Raw genomic sequence first — 21,593 nt, 5'->3', positions numbered from 1 at the left:
GATAGCTCCATATGGTAAACTAAAACAAAAAGATGGAGTTAGATAATGGAACCTTTTATTTTAAGAAATAAGCAGTTTTTCAATCTTGATTTATGGGAGCGGAAGTTTCCTAATTTAATAGCTGGTTTCACAACAAAAAATGGTGGGAAAAGTATAGGCGATTATGCAAGTTTAAATATGGCGTTTCATGTAAATGATCAAAAGGATACAGTGGTTGCAAACCGTAATGAACTAGCGCAAAAATTATCTTTCCCATTAGAGCAATGGGTTGGTGCTGTGCAAACACATCAGGTTAATATTGTGGAAGTAACACAAGCGCATTTAGGTATGGGTGCAAGCGATTATGATAGTGCGTTAAAAGATACGGATGGTTTGTTTACTTTTGAAAAAAATATATTATTAACTTTATGTTTTGCGGATTGTGTTCCATTATATTTTATTCATCCAGCTACAAAAGCGGTAGGTATCGCTCATGCTGGATGGCAAGGAACCGTAAAAGGTATTGCCGGGGAAATGATGAAAGTCTTTGCTTCTCATAAGATTCCAAGAGAAGAAGTGCTCGCTGTTGTTGGTCCTTCTATCTCAGCGCGCCATTATGTCGTGGATGATCGTGTCATCAATGAAGTGGAAAAGGCGATACAATCGCAACAAAAGCCATTTACGACTATTTCTCCAGGACAATACAGACTGAATTTACAAGAAGCAAACAAGCAGATATTGTTAGAAAGTGGTATGCTTGAAAGTAATATTCATCTAACTGACTATTGTACTTACGAAGATGATGCTTATTTTTTCTCTCACAGAAGAGATAAAGGGAAAACTGGGAGAATGATGAGTTATATTGGATGGAGAGAGGAAGACGGAAATTAAATGTTAGTGAAAGATAATCTTAATGAAATAAAACAAGAAATAGCAGGGGCATGTAAAAAAGTGAATCGTCAGCCAGAAGAGGTTACGATAATTGCTGTCACAAAATATGTTACAATAGAGCGAGCAAAAGAAGCACTCGATGCTGGGATTGTTCATTTAGGGGAAAATCGTGAAGAAGGATTATTAGCAAAGTATGACGTTCTACAAGACAAGCCTATATGGCATTTTATCGGATCATTGCAGACGAGAAAAGTAAAAGGTATTATAGATTATGTAGACTATATTCACTCATTGGATCGGCTTTCTTTAGCAAAAGAAATACATAAAAGAGCAAAGCGAACCATAAAGTGTTTTGTACAGGTTAATGTTTCGAACGAAGAGTCAAAGCATGGAATGAAGCCAGAGGAAGTTATCGATTTTGTTAAACAGTTGTCCGAATATCCACATATTCAGGTAGTTGGATTAATGACGATGGCACCATTTACAGATGATAAAGAATTCTTGCGTGAATGCTTTCGAAAATTAAAAAGCATTCAGGAAGATGTAAAAGGACTACAATTACCATATGCTCCATGTACAGAGCTTTCTATGGGAATGTCGAATGATTATTCTATTGCGATCGAAGAGGGAGCAACGATGATAAGAATTGGAACTGCTTTAGTAGGAAGCGAGAAATAGGAGGCGAGTGAAATGAGCATAAAATCAAAAATTAAAACGTTCTTCTTTTTAGAAGATGAAGATTATGAAGAAGGTCAAGTAAACTATCAAGAAGAACCAAACGAGCCGGCAAGAAATTATAAGCAGCCTGTACAGCACACTCACAGTCAGCATAACCATAACCATCATATTCAGCAGCAACAGCCGAAAAACAGTCAAAATGTTGTGAGCTTACAAAGTGTACAGAAGTCATCGAAGGTATTTTTAGTGGAACCTCGTGTATACGCAGAAGCACAAGATATTGCTGATCAATTAAAAAATCGCCGTGCAGTTGTTGTGAATTTACAGCGTATTGAAAAAGATCAAGGGAAACGTATTGTTGATTTTTTAAGTGGAACTGTCTATGCAATTGGCGGCGATATCCAGAAAATCGGTACGGATATATTCCTGTGTACGCCGGATAACGTAGAAGTTTCAGGGAATATTTCGCAAATCCTGCAAGATGCAGAATACGAAAATACGAGGTGGTAAAATCGAATGACGTTCATTATAAGTATTTTAGCTAATGCTTTAACCATATATTCTTACGCGCTTATTGTATATATATTAATGTCATGGATTCCGAATGCTCGCGAAACATCTATAGGTATTTTTCTGGCAAAAATCTGTGAACCATATTTAGAGATGTTTAGAAGATTTATTCCGCCTCTTGGCATGATCGATATTTCGCCAATTGTTGCAATCTTCGTATTGAATCTAGCAGGAAGAGGGATTGGACAATTATTTTATTGGTTCTAAGTAATTTTATAAAGGTCAATACTGAACAAAGGTAGAAAGAGGCAGGGACAAAACAAAATATATAATGCATAAAGACGAACAATCTCTAATTAAGTAGTAAAACCAATTCGTTCCATTGCGCTACAGACCCTCGCTTTCCGCGGGGAGCAACCTAAGCCTCCTCGGCTAAAGCCTGTGGGGTCTTAGGTTTTGCTCTGCTTTCCACAGGAGTCGAGGGTCCTCCGCTCCATTCCACTCCGTTTTTAAAGGTTGTTTCGTTCCATTATTTTTTAAAAAAAGAAAATATAATTATTAGGAAAAACGGAGCAGACTGAATACACGTAGACTCCTATGGGATCTGCGAGAAAGTCCGAGACCCTGCAGGCGAAGCCGAAGCGGCTCGGCGCTCGCCCCATGGAAAGCGAAGTGTATTCAGTCTGCGGTGACTAACCATAAAACCCATTCAGAATGAAAAAAACAAACAATTATACGAGAATTTGATTAGCATCTCCATATAATTGTTCGGTTTTATATTTGGTTGGAATACTTTTGTCCCAGCCCTTTTTCTATGCCAAAAAGGAGTTACAAAGATGTCAATTTATCAACATTTTCGTCCGGAAGAAAGAGAATTTATCGATCAAGTGCAAAATTGGCAAAGTTATGTCGCGAATACTTATGCACCGAAATTGACTGATTTTTTGGATCCGCGTGAACAGAAAGTTCTTCGGATGATTATCGGAGAAAATCAGGAAGTGAAATATGCATTTTTTGGCGGCCATGAACAAGCGGAAAGAAAAAGAGCTATCCTATACCCTGAATATTATCAACCGATGGAAGCGGATTTTAATTTGTCCTTATTAGAAGTGAATTATCCCAAGAAATTCATCACAATAGAGCATCCGCATGTTTTAGGAAGTTTAATGTCTCTTGGATTAAATAGAAGTAAATTCGGAGATATATTCGTTCTTGACGGGGATATTCAATTTGTCGTTGCTAGTGAGGTTGAGGATTATGTGAGACTTCAACTTGATTCTATCGGAAAAGCAAAGGTAACACTTGCTGCTGTATCTTTAGAAAACATAATTTTAACAGAAGAACATTGGACAGAGATGACAACGACTATTACTTCTCTTCGGCTTGACGCCATTGTTGCTGCTATTTATAATTTTTCAAGAGAAAAAGCAAAGACCTATATTACTCAAGGCTTAGTCAAAGTAAATTTCACTTTAAATGAAAATGTCTCTTTTATGTGTGAAGAAGGAGATGTCTTCTCAGTGCGCGGAGCAGGTAGGGCCATGATTAAATCTATTGAAGGTAAAACAAAAAAAGATAAATGGAGAATTGTAGTAGGTAAATTGAAGTGAAAAATCAGAAATGAAGGAGTTCCCATAATTTCTATTTCAGACAAAAAACATAGTTTTTTTATCGAGTATATATGATACAATATTTTTTAGCAGCATTATTTTTCATGTTTCTTCTTATTTTTTAAAAATAATGCAGGAAATCCGGTAATACTGTCGAAATAAGGATGATACATAAGAAATTGAAGTTTGGGAGGTGGCTTTATGCCATTAACGCCGTTAGATATTCATAATAAGGAATTTGCCAAAGGCTTCCGTGGTTACGATGAAGACGAAGTAAATGAATTTCTTGATCAGGTAATTAAAGATTATGAAAATATTATCCGCGAGAAAAAAGAACTAGAAGAAAGATTAAACGAGTTAACTGACCGTATCGGCCACTATAATAATATTGAAGAAACATTAAATAAATCAATTGTTGTAGCACAAGAGGCTGCTGAGGAAGTTAAACGTAATGCACAAAAAGAAGCAAAACTAATTATTAAAGAAGCGGAAAAGAATGCGGATCGAATTGTGAACGAATCATTATCAAAGGCAAGAAAGATTGCGCTAGAGATTGAAGAATTGAAAAAGCAATCAAAAGTATTCCGTACACGTTTCAAAATGCTGATTGAAGCACAATTAGATATGTTAAACAACGATGATTGGGATCATTTATTAGAATACGAATTAGATGCATCAGAGTTAAATTCTACAAAATAAAGACCATTGCCTTGACGATAAGGTAGATTTGCAATATAATTTTTCACAAATATATATATTCATGTAGCGTTGATAGGGAAAGTAGATTGCCGAAAAACTTATGATTAGCGAATCAGGGATGGTGGGAGCCTGATATAAGTTGGAAATTGAAAATCACCCTGGAGTCTTTTTCTGAAAAAGTTAAGTAAGAAAAAGCGGTTCATTGCCGTTAAAAAATGTCTAAGTGGATAAAAGAAACTTTTATCTATAAGGGTGGTACCGCGGGAACCTAATGATCGACCTTCTCGTCCCTTTCATGGGGATGAGAAGGTTTTTTGCTGTCTATACTGAATTTATAGAATATTGGTTAGATGGAAGTATACATGAAAAAAGAGAATTAAGTTGGAGGAAGAAAATGGAATATAAAGATACGTTGCTTATGCCAAAAACAGCATTTCCGATGAGAGGAAACTTGCCTAATCGTGAGCCTGAAATTCAAGCGAAATGGAAAGAAATGAACATTTACGAAAAAGTGCAGGAACGTACTCAAGGTCGCCCAATGTTTGTTTTGCATGATGGACCTCCATATGCGAATGGGGATATCCATATTGGACATGCGCTTAATAAAATTTTAAAAGATTTTATTGTACGTTATAAATCAATGACTGGCTTTCAAGCACCATATGTGCCAGGATGGGATACACATGGTCTGCCAATCGAACAAGCTTTAACCAATAAAGGAGTTAAACGTAAAGAAATGACGATTGCCGAGTTCCGTAAGCTATGTGAAGAATATGCATTAGGGCAAATCGACAGTCAACGAGAACAATTTAAACGCTTAGGGGTTCGCGGAGATTGGGAAAATCCTTATATTACTTTAAAGCCTGAATATGAAGCACAGCAAATTAAAGTGTTTGGAGAAATGGCGAAAAAAGGCTATATTTATAAAGGTAAAAAGCCGGTATATTGGTCTCCAACAAGTGAATCAGCTCTTGCTGAAGCTGAAATTGAATATAAAGACAAAAAGTCTGCCTCCATTTATGTTGGGTTTAAAGTAAAGGATGGCAAAGGGATTCTAGCAGAGGATGTACAAATCGTTATTTGGACAACTACTCCATGGACAATTCCGGCTAACTTGGGTATATCTGTTCACCCTACTTTAACGTATGTTGTAGTAGAAGAAAAAGGCAGCAAATACTTAGTTGCACAAGACTTATTGGAAAGTGTCAAAACAGAAATTGGCTGGGAAGAAGCAAAAGTTGTTCAAGAAGTGAAAGGGGCAGACCTAGAGTACATTCTAGCTGCACATCCAATCTACGGCCGTGATTCTTTAGTAATGTTAGGAGAACATGTAACAACAGATGCGGGTACTGGATGTGTTCATACTGCTCCTGGACATGGGGAAGATGACTTCTTAGTTGGTCAAAAATACGGATTAGAAGTTCTTTGTCCTGTTGATGATAAAGGGGTAATGACAGAAGAAGCACCTGGATTTGAAGGATTATTCTATGATAAAGCGAATAAGCCGATTACAGAAAAACTTGAAGAGGCTGGTGCATTATTAAAGCTGCAATTTATCACTCACTCCTATCCACATGACTGGAGAACGAAAAAACCAGTTATTTTCCGTGCTACTGCACAATGGTTTGCTTCTATTAAAGACTTTAGAAACGAACTATTAGATGCAGTAAAAGAAACAAAGTGGGTTCCAGCATGGGGCGAAACAAGATTATTTAATATGGTTCGGGATCGTGGAGACTGGTGTATTTCAAGACAACGTGCATGGGGTGTGCCAATTCCAGTGTTCTATGCAGAAAACGGTGACAGCATCATTACAGATGAAACAATTGAGCATATTTCTAATTTATTTAGAGAAAATGGTTCAAATATTTGGTTTGAAAAGTCTGCGAAGGAATTATTGCCAGAAGGATTTACACATCCTGGAAGCCCTAATGGAGAATTTACGAAAGAAACAGATATTATGGATGTATGGTTCGACTCTGGTTCTTCTCACCAAGCTGTATTGCTAGAAAGAGATGATTTACAACGTCCTGCTGACTTATATTTAGAAGGTTCTGACCAATATCGCGGCTGGTTTAACTCCTCTTTATCTACAAGTGTAGCGGTAACTGGGAAAGCACCTTATAAAGCTGTTTTAAGTCATGGCTTTGTTTTAGACGGAGAAGGCCGTAAAATGAGTAAATCACTAGGAAATGTAATGATTCCTGCAAAAGTTATGAATCAATTAGGTGCAGATATTTTACGACTATGGGTAGCTTCTGTAGACTTCCAAGCAGATGTACGTGTATCTGATGCAATTTTAAAACAAGTAACAGAAGGATATCGTAAAATTAGAAATACATTCCGTTTCTTATTAGGAAATCTTGCTGATTTCAATCCAGAAACAGATGGACTTTCCTATGATGAATTACGTGAAGTTGATCAGTTTATACTGATTAAATTAAATAAATTGATTAAAAACGTAACAGAATCCTATGATAAATACGAATTCTCTACGATTTATCATAATATTAATAATTTCTGTACACTGGACTTAAGTGCATTCTATCTTGATTTTTCAAAAGATGTACTGTACATTGAAGCAGCAAATAATAAAGAAAGAAGAGCGATTCAAACCGTTCTTTACGAAAGCTTAATCAGCTTAACAAAATTAGTTGCACCAATCTTACCGCATACTGCGGATGAGGTTTGGGATCATATCTCTTCTGTACAAGAAGAAAGTGTACAGCTAACTGATTTCCCAGAATACACAACATTTGAAAATAGTGATGTGTTAGAAGAAAAATGGAATAAATTCTTGGTTGTACGGGATGATGTGCTGAAAGCATTAGAAGAAGCTCGTAATCAAAAAGTGATCGGTAAATCACTTGCTGCGAAAGTAACATTGTATGTTAATGAAGAAGTAAATACCCTTCTAAATTCCATTCAAGAAAACTTACAGCAATTATTTATCGTATCAGGTTTCGAAATTTCTGGTGAATACAATAACGCACCTGAAGAAGCTCTAAAACTTGAAAATGCGGCCATTGTCGTTACAAAAGCAGCTGGTGAAACATGTGAAAGATGCTGGACTGTAACAACAGATGTCGGTAAAGTGGAAGCACATCCAACACTATGTGAAAGATGCGCACATGTAGTAGAAGAAAATTATTAAAAACTTTATAGGAGACTGGAATATAAACTTTCCAGTAGCTGAAGTTAACTCCCAAACAAGGATTCGAAAAAATATTTCGAATCACTTGTTTGGTTTTTTTTATAAAAGGAAAAAAGTTTTGGAAAAGCCTTTTATTGGGAAAGAGAAAACAGAAAAGTGATTACATAGTGTAAAAAACATACCTGGCTATTATCATAAAGCGGAGGGAATTTTTTATACATGAGAAAAGAAGTGAAATACTTCCACCTCCGTTAATAGTTGTTATGCCTGTTAAATCTTTAATCGGTTTTTGTCTCCTTCAATGGAAATGCTAAAAATAATTAAAGAAACGGAGGTAATGGAATTGAATTCAACTATTGAAAAGCTTTATACAGAACTCCGTATGACACAAATTGAATTAGTAACAACGTTAAGCATAAAAAGAGATTCAAAAATAAACAAATATATTGAAGACGAACTAAAAGATGTAGAAGAAACGATGCAAAAATTAGAAAATGGCAATTTTGGAATGTGTGAAATGTCTGGTGAATTGCTGCCATTTGATTTGTTAGAGATGGTTCCGATAATTAGGACAAAGAACGATATAAACAGCATTCAATCCTATTATCGAAAGTCAATCCACTGATTAAAACACTACTTCAAATGGAAATATGCGGCCAAGCTATCGTTTTCATCTAGTTTATGCTAAAATGCTAAAGGAGACTCGAGAATTGGAGGAAACTTTAGTGTTTTATTACATAATTGCAGCTATTATTATTATTATTGATCAATGGACAAAATGGTTAGTTGTAAAAAATATGGAGCTGGGGGAAAGCATCGAAGTAATAAAAGATTTTTTCTACCTAACATCTCATCGTAATAGTGGAGCCGCATGGGGCATGCTGGAAAACCAAATGGTATTTTTCTATATTATCACCGTCGTTGTTGTGATTGGGTTAATTTATTTGATTCAAACTGGTACAAAAGGAAAAATGCTATACGGCGTCGCACTGGGTCTAATTTTAGGTGGTGCGCTTGGTAATTTTATTGACCGTGCCAGACATCAATATGTAGTCGACTTTATCAATACGTATATCTTCAATTATGATTTCCCTATATTTAATATTGCAGACTCATCTTTAGTAATTGGTGTTATTTTATTAATCCTAGTGATGCTGAGGGAGGATCGAGACGCAAAGAAGGAGAAGAAACATGGAAAAAAAGGAACATATCATTCAAAGTGAGCAAGTAAATGAACGAATCGACAAGATTGTTTCCACAATTAATGCAGATTGGTCAAGAACGCAGGTTCAACAATGGATAAAAGACGGTCATGTGACTGTTAACGGACAAACCGTTAAAACAAAGTATAAAGGTGTTTTAAACGATGTAGTAGCTATTGAAGTACCGGAAGCAGTTGAGCTAGATGTAGAGGCAGAGGAAATGGATTTGGATATTTATTATGAAGATCAAGATGTTATCGTAGTAAATAAACCAAAAGGAATGGTTGTACATCCAGCACCTGGCCATGTAACAGGAACATTAGTGAATGGTCTAATGGCCCATTGTAAAGATCTTTCTGGAATTAATGGGGTGATGAGACCTGGAATTGTTCACCGAATCGATAAAGATACGTCTGGACTGCTGATGGTTGCTAAAAATGATGCTGCTCATGAAAGTCTAGTGAATCAATTAGTAGCAAAAACTGTAACGAGAAAATATAAGGCATTAGTACATGGTTCTATTCCCCATGATTATGGGACAATTGAGGCACCGATTGGTCGTGACACGAAAGACAGACAAAGTATGGCTGTTGTAGATAAGGGGAAACATGCGGTTACTCATTTTCATGTACTAGAAAGAATAGCGGAATACACTTATATTGAATGCCAATTAGAGACGGGACGCACCCACCAAATTCGTGTGCATATGAAGTATATTGGCTATCCGCTTGTGGGAGATCCTAAATATGGACCAAGAAAAACACTAGATATTGGCGGTCAAGCACTTCATGCTGGCTTACTAGGATTTGAGCATCCACGAACTGGAGAATATTTAGAGTTCGAAGCACCTTTACCTAAAGAATATGAACAGCTTTTAGATACTTTACGAAATAATCGTTGACAAGCGCTCTATCATATATTAAGATAACTTTAGTTGAATAAGTCCTTTAAATCAATCCTGTGAGGTTGAGAAGGTAACGGATTCTAGCTATTTTTAGTAATAGCTATCTTAGTATACGTATATCCTCTCATCCAAAAGGGTGAGAGGATATTTTTTTTAGATTGAATCACAGCATGGATGGTGATCAAAATGTCGAAAAAGGCACTTGTACTAGACGATCAAGCAATTAGACGAGCATTAACAAGAATCGCTCATGAAATTATTGAAAAGAATAAAGGGATAGAAGATTGTATTCTAGTTGGCATTCGGACAAGAGGTATTTATATTGCAAATCGTCTTGCCGAAAAAATTGCCCAAATAGAAGGAAAGCCAATCGAAGTTGGCGAATTGGATATTACGTTATATCGAGATGATTTAACGAAGAAAACAAAGAATGAAGAACCATTAGTAAAAGGATCAGATATTCCAACAGATATCCAAGGCTTAAAAGTCATTCTGGTAGATGATGTATTATATACAGGAAGAACTGTTCGTGCCGGAATGGATGCACTGATGGATATGGGTAGACCAGCATCCATACAGCTTGCGGTTCTAGTGGACAGAGGTCATCGAGAACTTCCAATAAGAGCTGATTATGTAGGGAAAAACATTCCTACTTCCAGTTCAGAAAAAATTGTAGTTGAGCTTGATGAAGTCGATGGTCATGATGAAGTAAATATATTTGAAAATTAAATAGATCCCTTTTAAAAGCAGTCCTGTGAGGCTGAAAAGGGGAGTTTTTTCCTAAGGTTTCTTTAAACCTGCTTAAAACCCCTTTTTTGCTGCGCAGAAAAGGGGTTTTATTTGTTCAATAGGGGATATTAATAACTAATTTATACTCAATTTTTTTAACAGAAAGAGGAGACAGAAATGAACGAAACAAAACCCTTATTAGGAATTAATGATAAACCAAGTGCCCTTCAATGGATTACCTTAAGCTTACAGCATTTATTCGCCATGTTTGGCGCAACTGTTTTAGTACCATTCTTAATTGAATTGAGTCCAGCGGTTGCTTTAGTCTCAAGTGGAATAGGTACGCTCGCATTCTTAATCATTACACAATTTAAAGTACCTGCGTACTTAGGTTCCTCTTTTGCTTTTATCGCACCAGTTATCGCGGCGAAGACAATGCCGGGCGGCGGACCAGGCGCAGCCATGATCGGAACCTTTATTGCCGGAATTGTTTATGGAATTGTTGCCTTAACGATTAAAAAAGCAGGATATCGTTGGATTATGAATATCTTACCGCCAATCGTTGTCGGACCTGTAATCATGGTCATTGGATTAGCGCTTGCTACAACAGCGGTTGGACAATCGATGTTTATGAATTATGGAGCTAAGAATCAAGAATACAGCTTACTTTATATCTCTGTTGCACTAGTAACGTTACTTGCAACCATCCTTTTCACGATGTTTGGCAAAGGAGTATTCAGCTTTATCCCAATATTAGCAGGTATCGTAATCGGCTATGTCTATGCCTTGCTTGTAGGAGTGGTTAACTTTCATGGAGTCTTGGATGCCAAATGGTTTGCAATGCCAGATTTTATCTTCCCATTCGTAGATTATCCTGTAACGATAAACCTTGCACTACTTACAATCTTTGTTCCAGTGGCAATCGTCACACTAACAGAGCATATCGGTCATCAGCTTGTATTAAGTAAAGTAGTTGGAAAAGATTATATAAAAGATCCTGGCCTTCACAGAAGTATTTTAGGAGATGGAACTGCAACGATTATCTCTGCTTTAATGGGGGGACCTGCAAAAACAACTTATGGAGAAAATATTGGGGTTTTAGCAATAACGAGAGTGTATAGTGTATATGTTTTAGGTGGAGCAGCAGTATTAGCAATAGGTTTTGGGTTTATCGGAAAAATCGCGGCCCTTATACAGTCTATCCCAACACCAGTAATGGGAGGCGTATCTATCCTTCTATTCGGAATCATCGCATCATCTGGATTAAGAATTATTGTAGAAGCAAAACTTGATTTCAATAAAAACCGCAATTTAGTTATTGCATCTGTCATCCTTGTAACTGGAATTGGCGGATTCTCGATTCATATGGGTGAACACTTTAAATTAGAGGGAATGGCTTTTGCTGCAATCCTTGGAATTATTTTAAACCTAGTATTACCTGGTAGAGAAAAAGCAAAAGAAGATTTGTTCGAAGATTCAATCGCAGTAGATGAAACTAAATAAGAACACCTTTTAAACAAGTACAGAGAGACTTATAAGGGTGCCAAAAACGATGCATGGATTATAGCCGCAGGTTTACTTTGCCTAAATCTATGCAAAAGTGAAATTTTTGACGCCCTAACGAGTATGTTAGGGCGTTTTTTTTGCGAAGTGAAGTTATTAAAAGCAGCAAATAACGGGAGGTAGTATCATGGAAAACTTATTAACGACGACTGAGTTAACCGTTACAGAGATTCAGGAAATCTTAAGAGATGCACAAAAATTTGCAGATGGAGAAATATGGCGGCCGGCAAATCAATGTTTTATAGCAAATCTTTTTTTCGAAGCTAGCACGAGAACAAAAAGCAGCTTTGAAGTAGCGGAAAGAAAGTTAGGACTTGAAGTGATTCCATTTGAAACGACAACCTCAAGTGTTGTGAAAGGAGAAACACTATATGATACTGTTCGAACGCTGGAATCAATAGGAGTAAATGCTGTAGTCATAAGGCACGAAAATGACCGCTACTTTGATGAGTTAGTCGGAAGAGTAAATATACCAGTCCTTAATGCAGGAGATGGCTGTGGTCATCACCCTACTCAATCATTGCTTGACCTTCTAACGATACAGCAGGAATTCCAACGCTTCAACGGCTTAAAAGTAAGTATTATCGGTGATATCAGCCATAGCCGTGTTGCAAGATCTAATGCAGATGCTCTGACAAGGCTAGGGGCAGAGGTTGTTTTTTCCGGACCAAGAGAATGGTTTGATGAAACAGTCTTACAAGATGCAAATTATGAAGATATTGATACAGCGATTGAAACATCCGATGTAGTGATGCTGCTGCGTGTCCAACATGAAAGGCACGGTGACGAAAGAGCTGCTTTTGACAAAGAAAGCTACCATAAGCTTTATGGACTAACAATAGAAAGAGAAAGAAAAATGAAGCAAGGAAGCATTATCATGCATCCTGCCCCAGTAAACAGAGATGTTGAAATTGCCGATGAGCTTGTGGAATGCGAACGCTCCAGAATTTTTAAGCAAATGGAAAATGGTGTATTTATCCGCATGAGTGTACTAAAAAGATCATTAGAAAATATCGGAGGGAGAAATGAACATGTCAATACTTATCAAAAATGGCCAGTTGCTTAATACTACAGGGGAATTAGAACAGAACGACATCTTGATTGAAAATGGAGCAATTAAGATGATTGCAAAGGAAATCAAAGCAATTGCAGATGAAGTGATTGATGCAGCTGGAAAAGTTGTTGCTCCAGGCTTTATTGACCTACATGTTCATTTAAGAGAGCCAGGCGGCGAACAGAAAGAAACAATTGCAACAGGGACAATGGCAGCAGCACGCGGCGGATTCACAACGATTGCGAATATGCCAAACACTAGACCTGTGCCTGACACTGTCGAAAATCTACATAAATTAAATGAAAGAATTAAAAATACAGCAAATGTAAATGTTTTACCGTATGCCTCCATTACCATTAGGCAATTAGGGACGGAGCTTACTGATTTTAAGGCGCTTAAAGAATTAGGGGCATTTGCCTTTACAGATGATGGCGTGGGAATTCAAGAAGCTGGCCAAATGCTTGAAGCAATGAAGCAAGCTGCTGCATTGGATATGGCGATTGTCGCTCACTGTGAAGACAACAGCCTCATTAATAATGGTTGTGTCCATGAAGGGGAATTTTCGAAGGCGAACGGTGTAAATGGGATACCAAGTGTTTGTGAATCAGTCCAAATTGCAAGAGATATTCTTTTAGCAGAAGCAACAGGCTGTCATTATCATGTTTGCCATATCAGTACAAAAGAATCTGTACGTGTTGTAAGAGATGCGAAAAAAGCTGGAATAAGAGTGACTGCAGAGGTATCACCACACCACTTACTATTAGCAGATACAGATATTCCTTCCCTTGATACGAATTATAAAATGAATCCTCCTTTAAGAGGAACAGAGGATCGTGCTGCTCTAATCGAAGGGCTGCTAGATGGAACAATTGATTTTATTGCAACAGATCATGCACCACATACAGCAGAAGAAAAAGCACAATCGATGCAGCTTGCACCATTTGGAATTGTTGGTTTAGAAACAGCATTTCCGCTCCTTTATACGAACTTTGTAAAAACAGGGGTCATGACGCTGCAACAGTTAATGGATTATCTAACGGTAAAACCAGCTCAAAGCTTTAAATTGGATATGGGAACATTAGAAGCAGGAAAGAAAGCGGATATCGTAATACTTGATTTAGAAGAGACAAATAAAATTGATCCTGAAACATTTTTATCAAAAGGAAGAAATACCCCATTTGCTGGTTGGGAATGTCAGGGTTGGCCAGTTGCAACAATCGTTAGTGGAAAGATTGCTTGGAGAAAGGAAAGTGTACACGCATGAAAAAACAACTAATTCTTGAAGATGGCACAGTATTTATCGGAAAAGGCTTCGGTGCCGATACAGAAAAATTTGGTGAAATAGTATTTAACACAGGTATGACAGGCTATCAGGAAATTCTATCCGATCCATCCTACTGTGGACAAATTGTCACACTTACGTATCCTTTAGTGGGGAATTATGGCATTAATAGAGATGATTTTGAATCGATAACGCCTGCCATCCATGGATTTATTGTCAAAGAAGTGTGTGATTTCCCTTCAAACTGGCGAAATGAACTATCATTAGACGAATATTTTAAACAAAAGAAAATTCCCGGAATTGCAGGAATAGATACGAGAAAATTAACCCGTATTATCCGTCAATATGGAACGTTAAAAGGCGCCATTTGCAGCATCGAAGAAAATGCTGAGGATGTAATTGCAAAATTAAAAGATATTACATTAAGTGCAGAACAAGTAAAGCAAGTTTCAACAAAGAAACCTTATCCAAGTCCTGGCCGTGGAAGCCGCGTTGTTTTAGTAGATTATGGCATGAAGCATGGTATTTTACGAGAATTAAATAAACGAGATTGTGATGTAATCGTTGTTCCTTATAACACTACAGCAGAAGACATTCTAAATTTAAGTCCAGATGGTGTGATGTTATCTAACGGACCTGGGGATCCAAAGGACGTACCAGAGTCCATTGAAGCAATTAAAGGAATTATTGGGAAAGTACCGTTGTTTGGAATCTGTCTAGGTCATCAATTGTTCGCACTTGCAAGTGGGGCAAACACGGAGAAAATGAAGTTTGGTCATAGAGGATCAAACCACCCAGTGAAGGATTTATTAACAGGGAAGGTTTCGCTGACATCGCAAAACCATGGCTATACAGTAGAGGAAGAATCTATTAAACATACAAACTTAGAAATAACACATATTGCTTTAAATGATGGAACAATTGAAGGCCTACAGCATAAAGAATATCCAGCATTTACCGTGCAATATCATCCAGAAGCTTCACCTGGACCAGAGGATGCCAACTATTTATTCGATCGTTTTATGGAAATGATACAATCTCACAAACAGGAAGGTGCCGCATATGTCAAAGCGTAAAGATATTAAAAGTATATTAGTAATCGGATCAGGACCAATCATCATTGGGCAGGCAGCAGAATTTGACTATGCAGGAGCGCAAGCATGTATCGCCTTAAAGGAAGAAGGCTATCGTGTTATTCTAGTAAACTCCAACCCTGCAACCATTATGACAGATACAGAAATGGCAGATAAAGTGTATATCGAACCATTAACACTTGAATTTGTCAGCAGAATTATCCGCAAAGAGCGACCAGATGCTATTCTTCCAACATTAGGGGGGCAAACTGGCTTGAACCTTGCTGTTGAGCTTTCCGATGCTGGTGTGTTGGAGGAATGTGGAGTTGAAGTACTAGGAACGAAGCTAGCTGCCATTCAGCAGGCAGAGGACCGCGACCTTTTCCGTAATTTGATGAATGAATTAGGTGAACCTGTACCAGCTAGTGATATTATCCACAATATGGAGGAAGCAAAAGCTTTTGTGGAGAAAATTGGTTATCCGGTTATCGTCAGACCTGCTTTTACACTAGGAGGAACTGGTGGAGGGATTTGCCATAATGACGAAGAATTAGAAGAAATCGTAACAAGCGGCTTAAAAAATAGCCCAGTTACACAATGTTTATTAGAAAAAAGCATCGCGGGCTTTAAAGAAATTGAATACGAAGTAATGCGTGATAGCAATGATAATGCCATAGTAGTGTGTAATATGGAAAATATCGATCCAGTAGGGATCCATACGGGTGACAGTATTGTCGTGGCACCAAGCCAAACATTAAGCGACCGTGAATATCAATTACTAAGAAATACATCTTTAAAAATTATCCGTGCCTTAAAAATTGAAGGCGGCTGTAACGTGCAGCTTGCCTTAGATCCAGATAGCTTTCAATACTATATTATCGAAGTAAACCCAAGAGTAAGTCGTTCATCTGCCCTTGCTAGTAAAGCAACTGGCTATCCAATTGCAAAGCTGGCGGCAAAAATTGCAGTAGGCTTAACATTGGATGAGATGATGAATCCTGTAACGGGGAAAACTTATGCAAGCTTTGAGCCAGCCCTTGATTATGTAGTAAGTAAAATCCCACGCTTTCCTTTCGATAAGTTTGAATCAGCAAAACGTAATTTAGGGACCCAAATGAAAGCGACTGGAGAAGTAATGGCAATTGGCCGTACTTTTGAAGAATCTTTACTAAAAGCGATCCGCTCTCTAGAAGCAAAAGTATATCATTTCTCTCTAAATGCAGCAGATGAAACAAGTGATGAATTACTCGAGAAACGAATAAGAGTTGCCGGTGATGAAAGATTGTTTTATATAGCAGAGGCACTTAATCGGGGCATAAGCATAGAAACCATTCATGAGTGGAGTAAAATTGATCTCTTCTTCCTGTTTAAACTGGAAGGCATTATTAAGTTCGAGAAAGAGTTAATTAACCATCCGTTTGATGAGGAATATGTAAAAGAAGCAAAAGAAAAAGGATTCGCTGATATTCAGCTTGCAAAGCTTTGGAACACAACAGAGTTCGAAGTATATAACTGGAGAAAAGAGAAAGGTATTGTACCTGTCTATAAAATGGTCGATACATGTGCTGCTGAATTTGAATCAGAAACTCCATACTACTACGGAACATATGAAGAGGAAAATGAATCAATTGTCACAGATAAGAAAAGCATTGTAGTCCTTGGTTCTGGACCAATTCGTATCGGACAAGGAATTGAGTTTGACTATGCAACGGTTCATTCTGTTTGGGCAATCAAGGAAGCAGGATATGAAGCGATAATCATCAATAACAATCCAGAGACTGTTTCAACAGACTTTAGTATTTCAGATAAACTTTACTTTGAGCCACTTACAATTGAAGATGTCATGCATATCATTGATTTAGAAAAGCCAGAGGGAGTAGTGGTTCAGTTTGGCGGACAGACAGCCATCAACTTAGCTGGTCCATTAGCAGAGCGTGGCATCAAAATTTTAGGAACATCTCTTGAAGACTTAGATCGCGCTGAGGACCGTGATAAGTTTGAACAAAGTCTTCAAGACTTGGGTATACCACAGCCAGATGGAAAAACAGCGTTAACAGTTGAAGAAGCAATTGTCGTTGCACAATCAATTGGCTACCCAGTACTTGTAAGACCATCTTATGTATTAGGTGGAAGAGCGATGCAGATCGTTTATAAAGAAGAAGAGCTGATTCCTTATATGGAAAATGCGGTTAAAGCAAGTCCAGGACAGCCAATCTTAATTGATCGTTATTTAACAGGGAAAGAAATTGAAGTGGATGCAATCTGTGATGGCACTGATGTAGTAATTCCAGGAATTATGGAGCATATTGAGCGAGCAGGAGTACACTCAGGCGATTCGATCGCAGTCTATCCGCCACAAAGCTTATCTGCAGAAATCAAGCAAACATTAGTAGATTATACAACAAGGCTGGCAAAAGGGTTAAAAATCGTTGGTTTGCTGAATATCCAGTATGTTGTATCCAAAGGAGAAGTTTTTGTACTAGAAGTAAATCCTCGCTCTAGTAGAACAGTACCTTTCTTAAGTAAAATTACGAATGTGCCAATGGCGAAAATAGCTACAAAAGTTATTTTGGGTACTTCCTTAAAAGAACAAGGCTATCAATCCGGCTTAGTAGCAGAGAAGTCTGGTGTTTATGTGAAAGTTCCAGTATTCTCCTTTGCAAAATTACGAAGAGTAGATATTACCTTAGGTCCTGAGATGAAGTCAACAGGAGAAGTAATGGGCAAAGACATCACTCTTGAAAAGGCTCTTTATAAAGGGTTAATTGCTTCAGGAATGAAGATTAAAACATTCGGAACTGTTCTGATGACAATTGGCGATAAAGATAAGGAAGAGGCTTTACAGCTTGCAAACAGATTTACGAATATCGGCTATAGCTTAATGGCAACAAGTGGAACAGCAGCTTTCCTTGAAAGCAATGACATTCCAGTAAAAGTGGTTGGCAAAATCGGTGGAGAAGGCCATACATTAATTGATGTCATCAGCAATGGAGAAGCACAATTTGTCATTAATACCTTTTCCAAAGGCAGTCAGCCAGCAAGAGATGGATTCCGTATCAGACGTGAATCTGTCGAAAATGGGATTCCATGTTTAACTTCTTTAGACACAGCAGAGGCGATCCTTCGAGTAGTTGAATCCATGACATTTTCTACAGAGGCAATGGAGCCAAGTAAAAAGCAACTGGAGGCATTGTTAGTATGATCAAAAACGAAATTTGTACAGTAGTTGAACAGAAGGAAATAGCGGAGAATATTATGGAGCTCACCTTAACAGGTGAGCTTGTCTCTGAAATGAACGAGCCAGGTCAATTTGTTCATATCAAAGTAAGTGATCATTCTGCACCGTTATTAAGACGTCCAATTAGTATTTGCCACATTGATCCGGAAAGAAAAACATTTACGATGATCTACCGCGCTGAAGGAGCGGGCACAAAGCTTCTTGCCAAAAAACAAGCGGGAGAAGCTATTGATATCCTCGGTCCTTTAGGAAATGGTTTCCCAGTTGAAGAAAGCAAGTCAGGGCAGACAGCTTTATTAATTGGTGGAGGAATTGGAGTGCCGCCATTATATGAATTAGCCAATCGTCTAGTTGCCAAAGGAGTAAAGGTAGTGGCTGTATTAGGCTTTCAAACAGAATCCGTTGCTTTTTATGAAGAAAAGTTTGCGAAACTGGGGGATACGTATATCGCTACAGTAGACGGTAGTTATGGTGCACAAGGATTTGTAACAGACGTTATTTTTCAAGAAAAACTAGAATTTGACGTATTATACTCCTGTGGACCAACACCAATGCTTAAAAATCTAGAAAAAACATTTCCAGATAAAAAGGTGTTCATTTCTCTAGAGGAAAGAATGGGATGTGGGATAGGTGCATGTTTTGCTTGTGTATGTCATACAGCAGACGATCCAACAGGTTTTAGTTATAAAAAGGTATGTACAGATGGACCAGTATTTAGAACAGGGGAGGTTGTCCTATGAACCGACTTCAGGTAAAGCTTCCTGGATTAGAGCTTAAAAACCCTATTATGCCTGCCTCTGGCTGTTTTGGATTTGGACGGGAATACAGTAACTTATATGATTTAAGCAAGCTTGGTGCCATCATGATTAAAGCGACAACAGTAGAGCCTCGTTTTGGCAATCCTACACCAAGGGTCGCAGAAACTACTTCTGGGATGCTTAATGCCATCGGTCTGCAAAATCCCGGTCTTATAAAAGTAGTTGGGGAAGAATTGCCATGGCTAAGTCAGTTTGATGTACCAATTATTGCAAATGTTGCTGGATCCGTTGAAGAGGATTATGTTGCGGTTGCGAAAGAAATTTCCAGAGCTTCGAATGTCGCCGCATTAGAACTAAACATTTCTTGTCCAAATGTAAAAACAGGGGGAATTGCTTTTGGAACAATCCCTGAGGTTGCAAAGGAATTGACGAAAAAGGTAAAGGAAGTATCAGAGGTTCCGGTATATGTAAAGCTATCTCCCAATGTAACAAATATTGTGGAAATGGCAAAAGCAGTGGAAGCAGGAGGAGCAGATGGGATTACCATGATTAATACGCTTGTTGGCATGCGCCTGGACTTAAAGACAGGTCAGCCGGTTTTAGCAAACAAAACAGGGGGGTTATCAGGCCCAGCTGTTAAACCTGTAGCAATTCGAATGATCTACGAAGTAAGTCAAGCGGTAAATCTGCCGATTATCGGAATGGGCGGTGTTGCGTCGGCTGAGGATGTCCTAGAGTTTTTCTATGCTGGTGCAAGTGCAGTTGCAGTCGGCACAGCAAACTTTGTGGACCCATTCATCTGCCCAAAAATAATCGAAGACTTACCTGAGTTATTAGATAAATACGGATTTGAACATATTTCAGAAGTAACTGGAAGGAGCTGGGGAAAGCATGAACAATTCGCTTATCATCGCGCTTGATTTTGCAACAAAGGAAGAGGTACATTCCTTTTTGAAAAAATTTAATGGGGAATCTTTATTTTTAAAGGTAGGAATGGAACTTTTTTATAAAGAAGGTCCAAGTATTATCAAGGAATTAAAAGAGCAAAATCATCAAATTTTCCTCGACTTAAAATTACATGATATCCCTAATACTGTTGGTAGTGCGATGAAAAATATTGCTAGCTTAGGCGTTGATTTAGTAAATGTCCATGCAGCTGGTGGAGTGGACATGATGGCTCGTGCAGTGGAAGGACTTGAAGCGGGGACACCATCTGGAATGAAGCGAGCGAAATGTATTGGAGTAACTCAGCTAACAAGTACGTCTGAAGCAAGCATGCAAAAAGAGCAGTTAATTCAAGTTCCTTTATTGGAGTCTGTTTTACATTATGCATCGATTACGAAAGAGGCTGGACTGGATGGCGTTGTTTGCTCCACATTGGAAGCTGGGGCCATTCGTGAACAATTAGGAGAATCGTTTCTCACTGTAACACCTGGCATTCGTTTAAAAACAGATGAAGTACAGGATCAAGTGCGCGTTGCAACACCTCAAGTTGCCCGTGAGAATGGTGTATCAGCAATTGTTGTTGGTCGTTCGATTACAAGAGCAGAAAATCCATATAAAAGTTATACGTTATTTAAATCAGAGTGGGAGGGTATCACGCTATGAAACATGAAATTGCCGAACAATTGCTAGAGATTAAAGCCGTATTTTTACAGCCAAATGATCCATTTACTTGGTCTTCAGGATTAAAATCTCCAATCTATTGCGATAATCGCTTAACTTTGTCCTATCCTAAAGTGCGAAAAAATATTGCATCAGGGTTAGCTGGTTTAATTAAGGAGAAATTCCCTGAAACAGAAGTTGTGGCGGGAACAGCGACAGCCGGCATTCCTCACGCTGCTTGGGTAAGTGACCTTCTAGATTTGCCAATGGTATATGTGCGCTCTAAAGCAAAAGCGCATGGAAAGGGAAATCAGATTGAAGGAAAAGTGGAAAAGGGCCAAAAAGTAGTAGTAGTCGAGGATTTAATTTCTACTGGTGGAAGTGTTATCACAGCTGTTAATAGTTTACGAGAAGCAGGCTGTGAGGTGCTTGGAGTGGTTGCTATTTTTACATACGAATTACCAAAGGGGAAAGAATTACTTGGGGAGGCTGAGATTACAGCCTACTCATTAACAGACTATACGAGCTTATTAGATGTAGCACAGAAAAAAGGCTATATTCAAGAAGGAGATTTGGCAAGCTTAAATGCTTGGAAGGAAAGTCCGGAGAATTGGGGATAGATTAAGGAGTGAACAGCACTTTTATGTAAAGTGCTGTTTTTTAG

The 21,593-nt window shown here is 38.1% G+C and carries 20 protein-coding genes and 1 other annotated feature; all 20 genes read left to right on the top strand.

The window, feature by feature from the left end:
- The first annotated feature begins 45 nt into the window (after positions 1-45).
- The 20 genes from pgeF (at position 46) to pyrE (ending at position 21,549) form a co-directional block, all read left to right on the top strand.
- Entirely contained in the window at positions 46-870 is an 825-nt protein-coding gene (gene pgeF, locus BCI01S_RS03650) for a peptidoglycan editing factor PgeF (RefSeq protein ID WP_047939923.1), read from the top strand.
- Positions 871-1,548, top strand: a complete 678-nt coding sequence (locus BCI01S_RS03645) for a YggS family pyridoxal phosphate-dependent enzyme (RefSeq protein WP_047939924.1) — start codon at positions 871-873, stop codon at positions 1,546-1,548.
- 12 nt (positions 1,549-1,560) lie between these two features.
- Positions 1,561-2,058 (top strand): cell division protein SepF, encoded by a 498-nt coding sequence (locus BCI01S_RS03640; protein WP_047939925.1) that lies wholly within the window; start codon positions 1,561-1,563, stop codon positions 2,056-2,058.
- Positions 2,059-2,064: 6 nt separating this feature from the next.
- The gene (locus tag BCI01S_RS03635) at positions 2,065-2,325 is read left to right on the top strand and encodes a YggT family protein (protein WP_047939926.1); all 261 of its coding nucleotides are present in this window, start codon (positions 2,065-2,067) and stop codon (positions 2,323-2,325) included.
- Between the two features lie 569 nt (positions 2,326-2,894).
- Entirely contained in the window at positions 2,895-3,668 is a 774-nt protein-coding gene (locus BCI01S_RS03630; RefSeq protein ID WP_061796768.1) for a YlmH family RNA-binding protein, read from the top strand.
- A gap of 201 nt (positions 3,669-3,869) precedes the next feature.
- A complete protein-coding gene (locus BCI01S_RS03625) occupies positions 3,870-4,367 on the top strand; it encodes a DivIVA domain-containing protein (RefSeq protein WP_016201026.1) in 498 nt (165 codons plus the stop codon).
- Positions 4,368-4,427: 60 nt separating this feature from the next.
- Positions 4,428-4,662: a binding site (T-box leader), on the top strand.
- Between the two features lie 99 nt (positions 4,663-4,761).
- On the top strand, positions 4,762-7,521 hold the full coding sequence (gene ileS, locus BCI01S_RS03620) for an isoleucine--tRNA ligase (RefSeq protein ID WP_061796766.1): 2,760 nt from the start codon (positions 4,762-4,764) through the stop codon (positions 7,519-7,521).
- A gap of 343 nt (positions 7,522-7,864) precedes the next feature.
- A complete protein-coding gene (locus BCI01S_RS03615; protein ID WP_061796764.1) occupies positions 7,865-8,146 on the top strand; it encodes a hypothetical protein in 282 nt (93 codons plus the stop codon).
- Between the two features lie 64 nt (positions 8,147-8,210).
- Positions 8,211-8,744, top strand: coding sequence for a signal peptidase II (gene lspA / locus BCI01S_RS03610; RefSeq protein ID WP_082138207.1), 534 nt, complete (start codon positions 8,211-8,213; stop codon positions 8,742-8,744).
- Positions 8,713-9,624 carry an RluA family pseudouridine synthase gene (locus tag BCI01S_RS03605; protein WP_061796762.1) on the top strand — a complete coding sequence of 304 codons (912 nt, stop codon included), beginning with the start codon at positions 8,713-8,715 and terminating at the stop codon, positions 9,622-9,624. Before lspA ends, BCI01S_RS03605 begins: the two co-directional genes overlap by 32 nt.
- A 189-nt stretch (positions 9,625-9,813) precedes the next feature.
- The gene (gene pyrR, locus BCI01S_RS03600; RefSeq protein ID WP_047939931.1) at positions 9,814-10,356 is read left to right on the top strand and encodes a bifunctional pyr operon transcriptional regulator/uracil phosphoribosyltransferase PyrR; all 543 of its coding nucleotides are present in this window, start codon (positions 9,814-9,816) and stop codon (positions 10,354-10,356) included.
- Between the two features lie 177 nt (positions 10,357-10,533).
- A complete protein-coding gene (locus tag BCI01S_RS03595) occupies positions 10,534-11,859 on the top strand; it encodes a solute carrier family 23 protein (RefSeq protein WP_061796760.1) in 1,326 nt (441 codons plus the stop codon).
- Between the two features lie 187 nt (positions 11,860-12,046).
- The gene (locus tag BCI01S_RS03590) at positions 12,047-12,985 is read left to right on the top strand and encodes an aspartate carbamoyltransferase catalytic subunit (protein ID WP_047939933.1); all 939 of its coding nucleotides are present in this window, start codon (positions 12,047-12,049) and stop codon (positions 12,983-12,985) included.
- On the top strand, positions 12,951-14,237 hold the full coding sequence (gene pyrC / locus BCI01S_RS03585) for a dihydroorotase (RefSeq protein ID WP_061796758.1): 1,287 nt from the start codon (positions 12,951-12,953) through the stop codon (positions 14,235-14,237). Before BCI01S_RS03590 ends, pyrC begins: the two co-directional genes overlap by 35 nt.
- Positions 14,234-15,331 (top strand): carbamoyl phosphate synthase small subunit, encoded by a 1,098-nt coding sequence (locus BCI01S_RS03580; protein ID WP_061796756.1) that lies wholly within the window; start codon positions 14,234-14,236, stop codon positions 15,329-15,331. The genes pyrC and BCI01S_RS03580 overlap by 4 nt, the downstream gene beginning before the upstream one ends.
- The gene (carB, locus tag BCI01S_RS03575) at positions 15,318-18,530 is read left to right on the top strand and encodes a carbamoyl-phosphate synthase large subunit (RefSeq protein ID WP_061796754.1); all 3,213 of its coding nucleotides are present in this window, start codon (positions 15,318-15,320) and stop codon (positions 18,528-18,530) included. The genes BCI01S_RS03580 and carB overlap by 14 nt, the downstream gene beginning before the upstream one ends.
- A complete protein-coding gene (locus BCI01S_RS03570) occupies positions 18,527-19,306 on the top strand; it encodes a dihydroorotate dehydrogenase electron transfer subunit (RefSeq protein ID WP_061796753.1) in 780 nt (259 codons plus the stop codon). Before carB ends, BCI01S_RS03570 begins: the two co-directional genes overlap by 4 nt.
- Complete coding sequence (locus BCI01S_RS03565; RefSeq protein WP_061796750.1) at positions 19,303-20,244, top strand: dihydroorotate dehydrogenase; 942 nt, start codon at positions 19,303-19,305, stop codon at positions 20,242-20,244. The genes BCI01S_RS03570 and BCI01S_RS03565 overlap by 4 nt, the downstream gene beginning before the upstream one ends.
- Positions 20,216-20,932 carry an orotidine-5'-phosphate decarboxylase gene (gene pyrF, locus BCI01S_RS03560; protein ID WP_047939939.1) on the top strand — a complete coding sequence of 239 codons (717 nt, stop codon included), beginning with the start codon at positions 20,216-20,218 and terminating at the stop codon, positions 20,930-20,932. Before BCI01S_RS03565 ends, pyrF begins: the two co-directional genes overlap by 29 nt.
- Positions 20,929-21,549, top strand: coding sequence for an orotate phosphoribosyltransferase (pyrE, locus tag BCI01S_RS03555; protein WP_061796748.1), 621 nt, complete (start codon positions 20,929-20,931; stop codon positions 21,547-21,549). Before pyrF ends, pyrE begins: the two co-directional genes overlap by 4 nt.
- The last annotated feature ends 44 nt before the right edge of the window (positions 21,550-21,593 follow it).

Source organism: Niallia circulans NBRC 13626 (assembly GCF_001591585.1).
GTDB lineage: Bacteria > Bacillota > Bacilli > Bacillales > Cytobacillaceae > Niallia > Niallia circulans.
The sequence above is the reverse complement of the archived record's forward strand: the minus strand, read 5'-3'. Positions and strand labels throughout refer to the sequence as shown.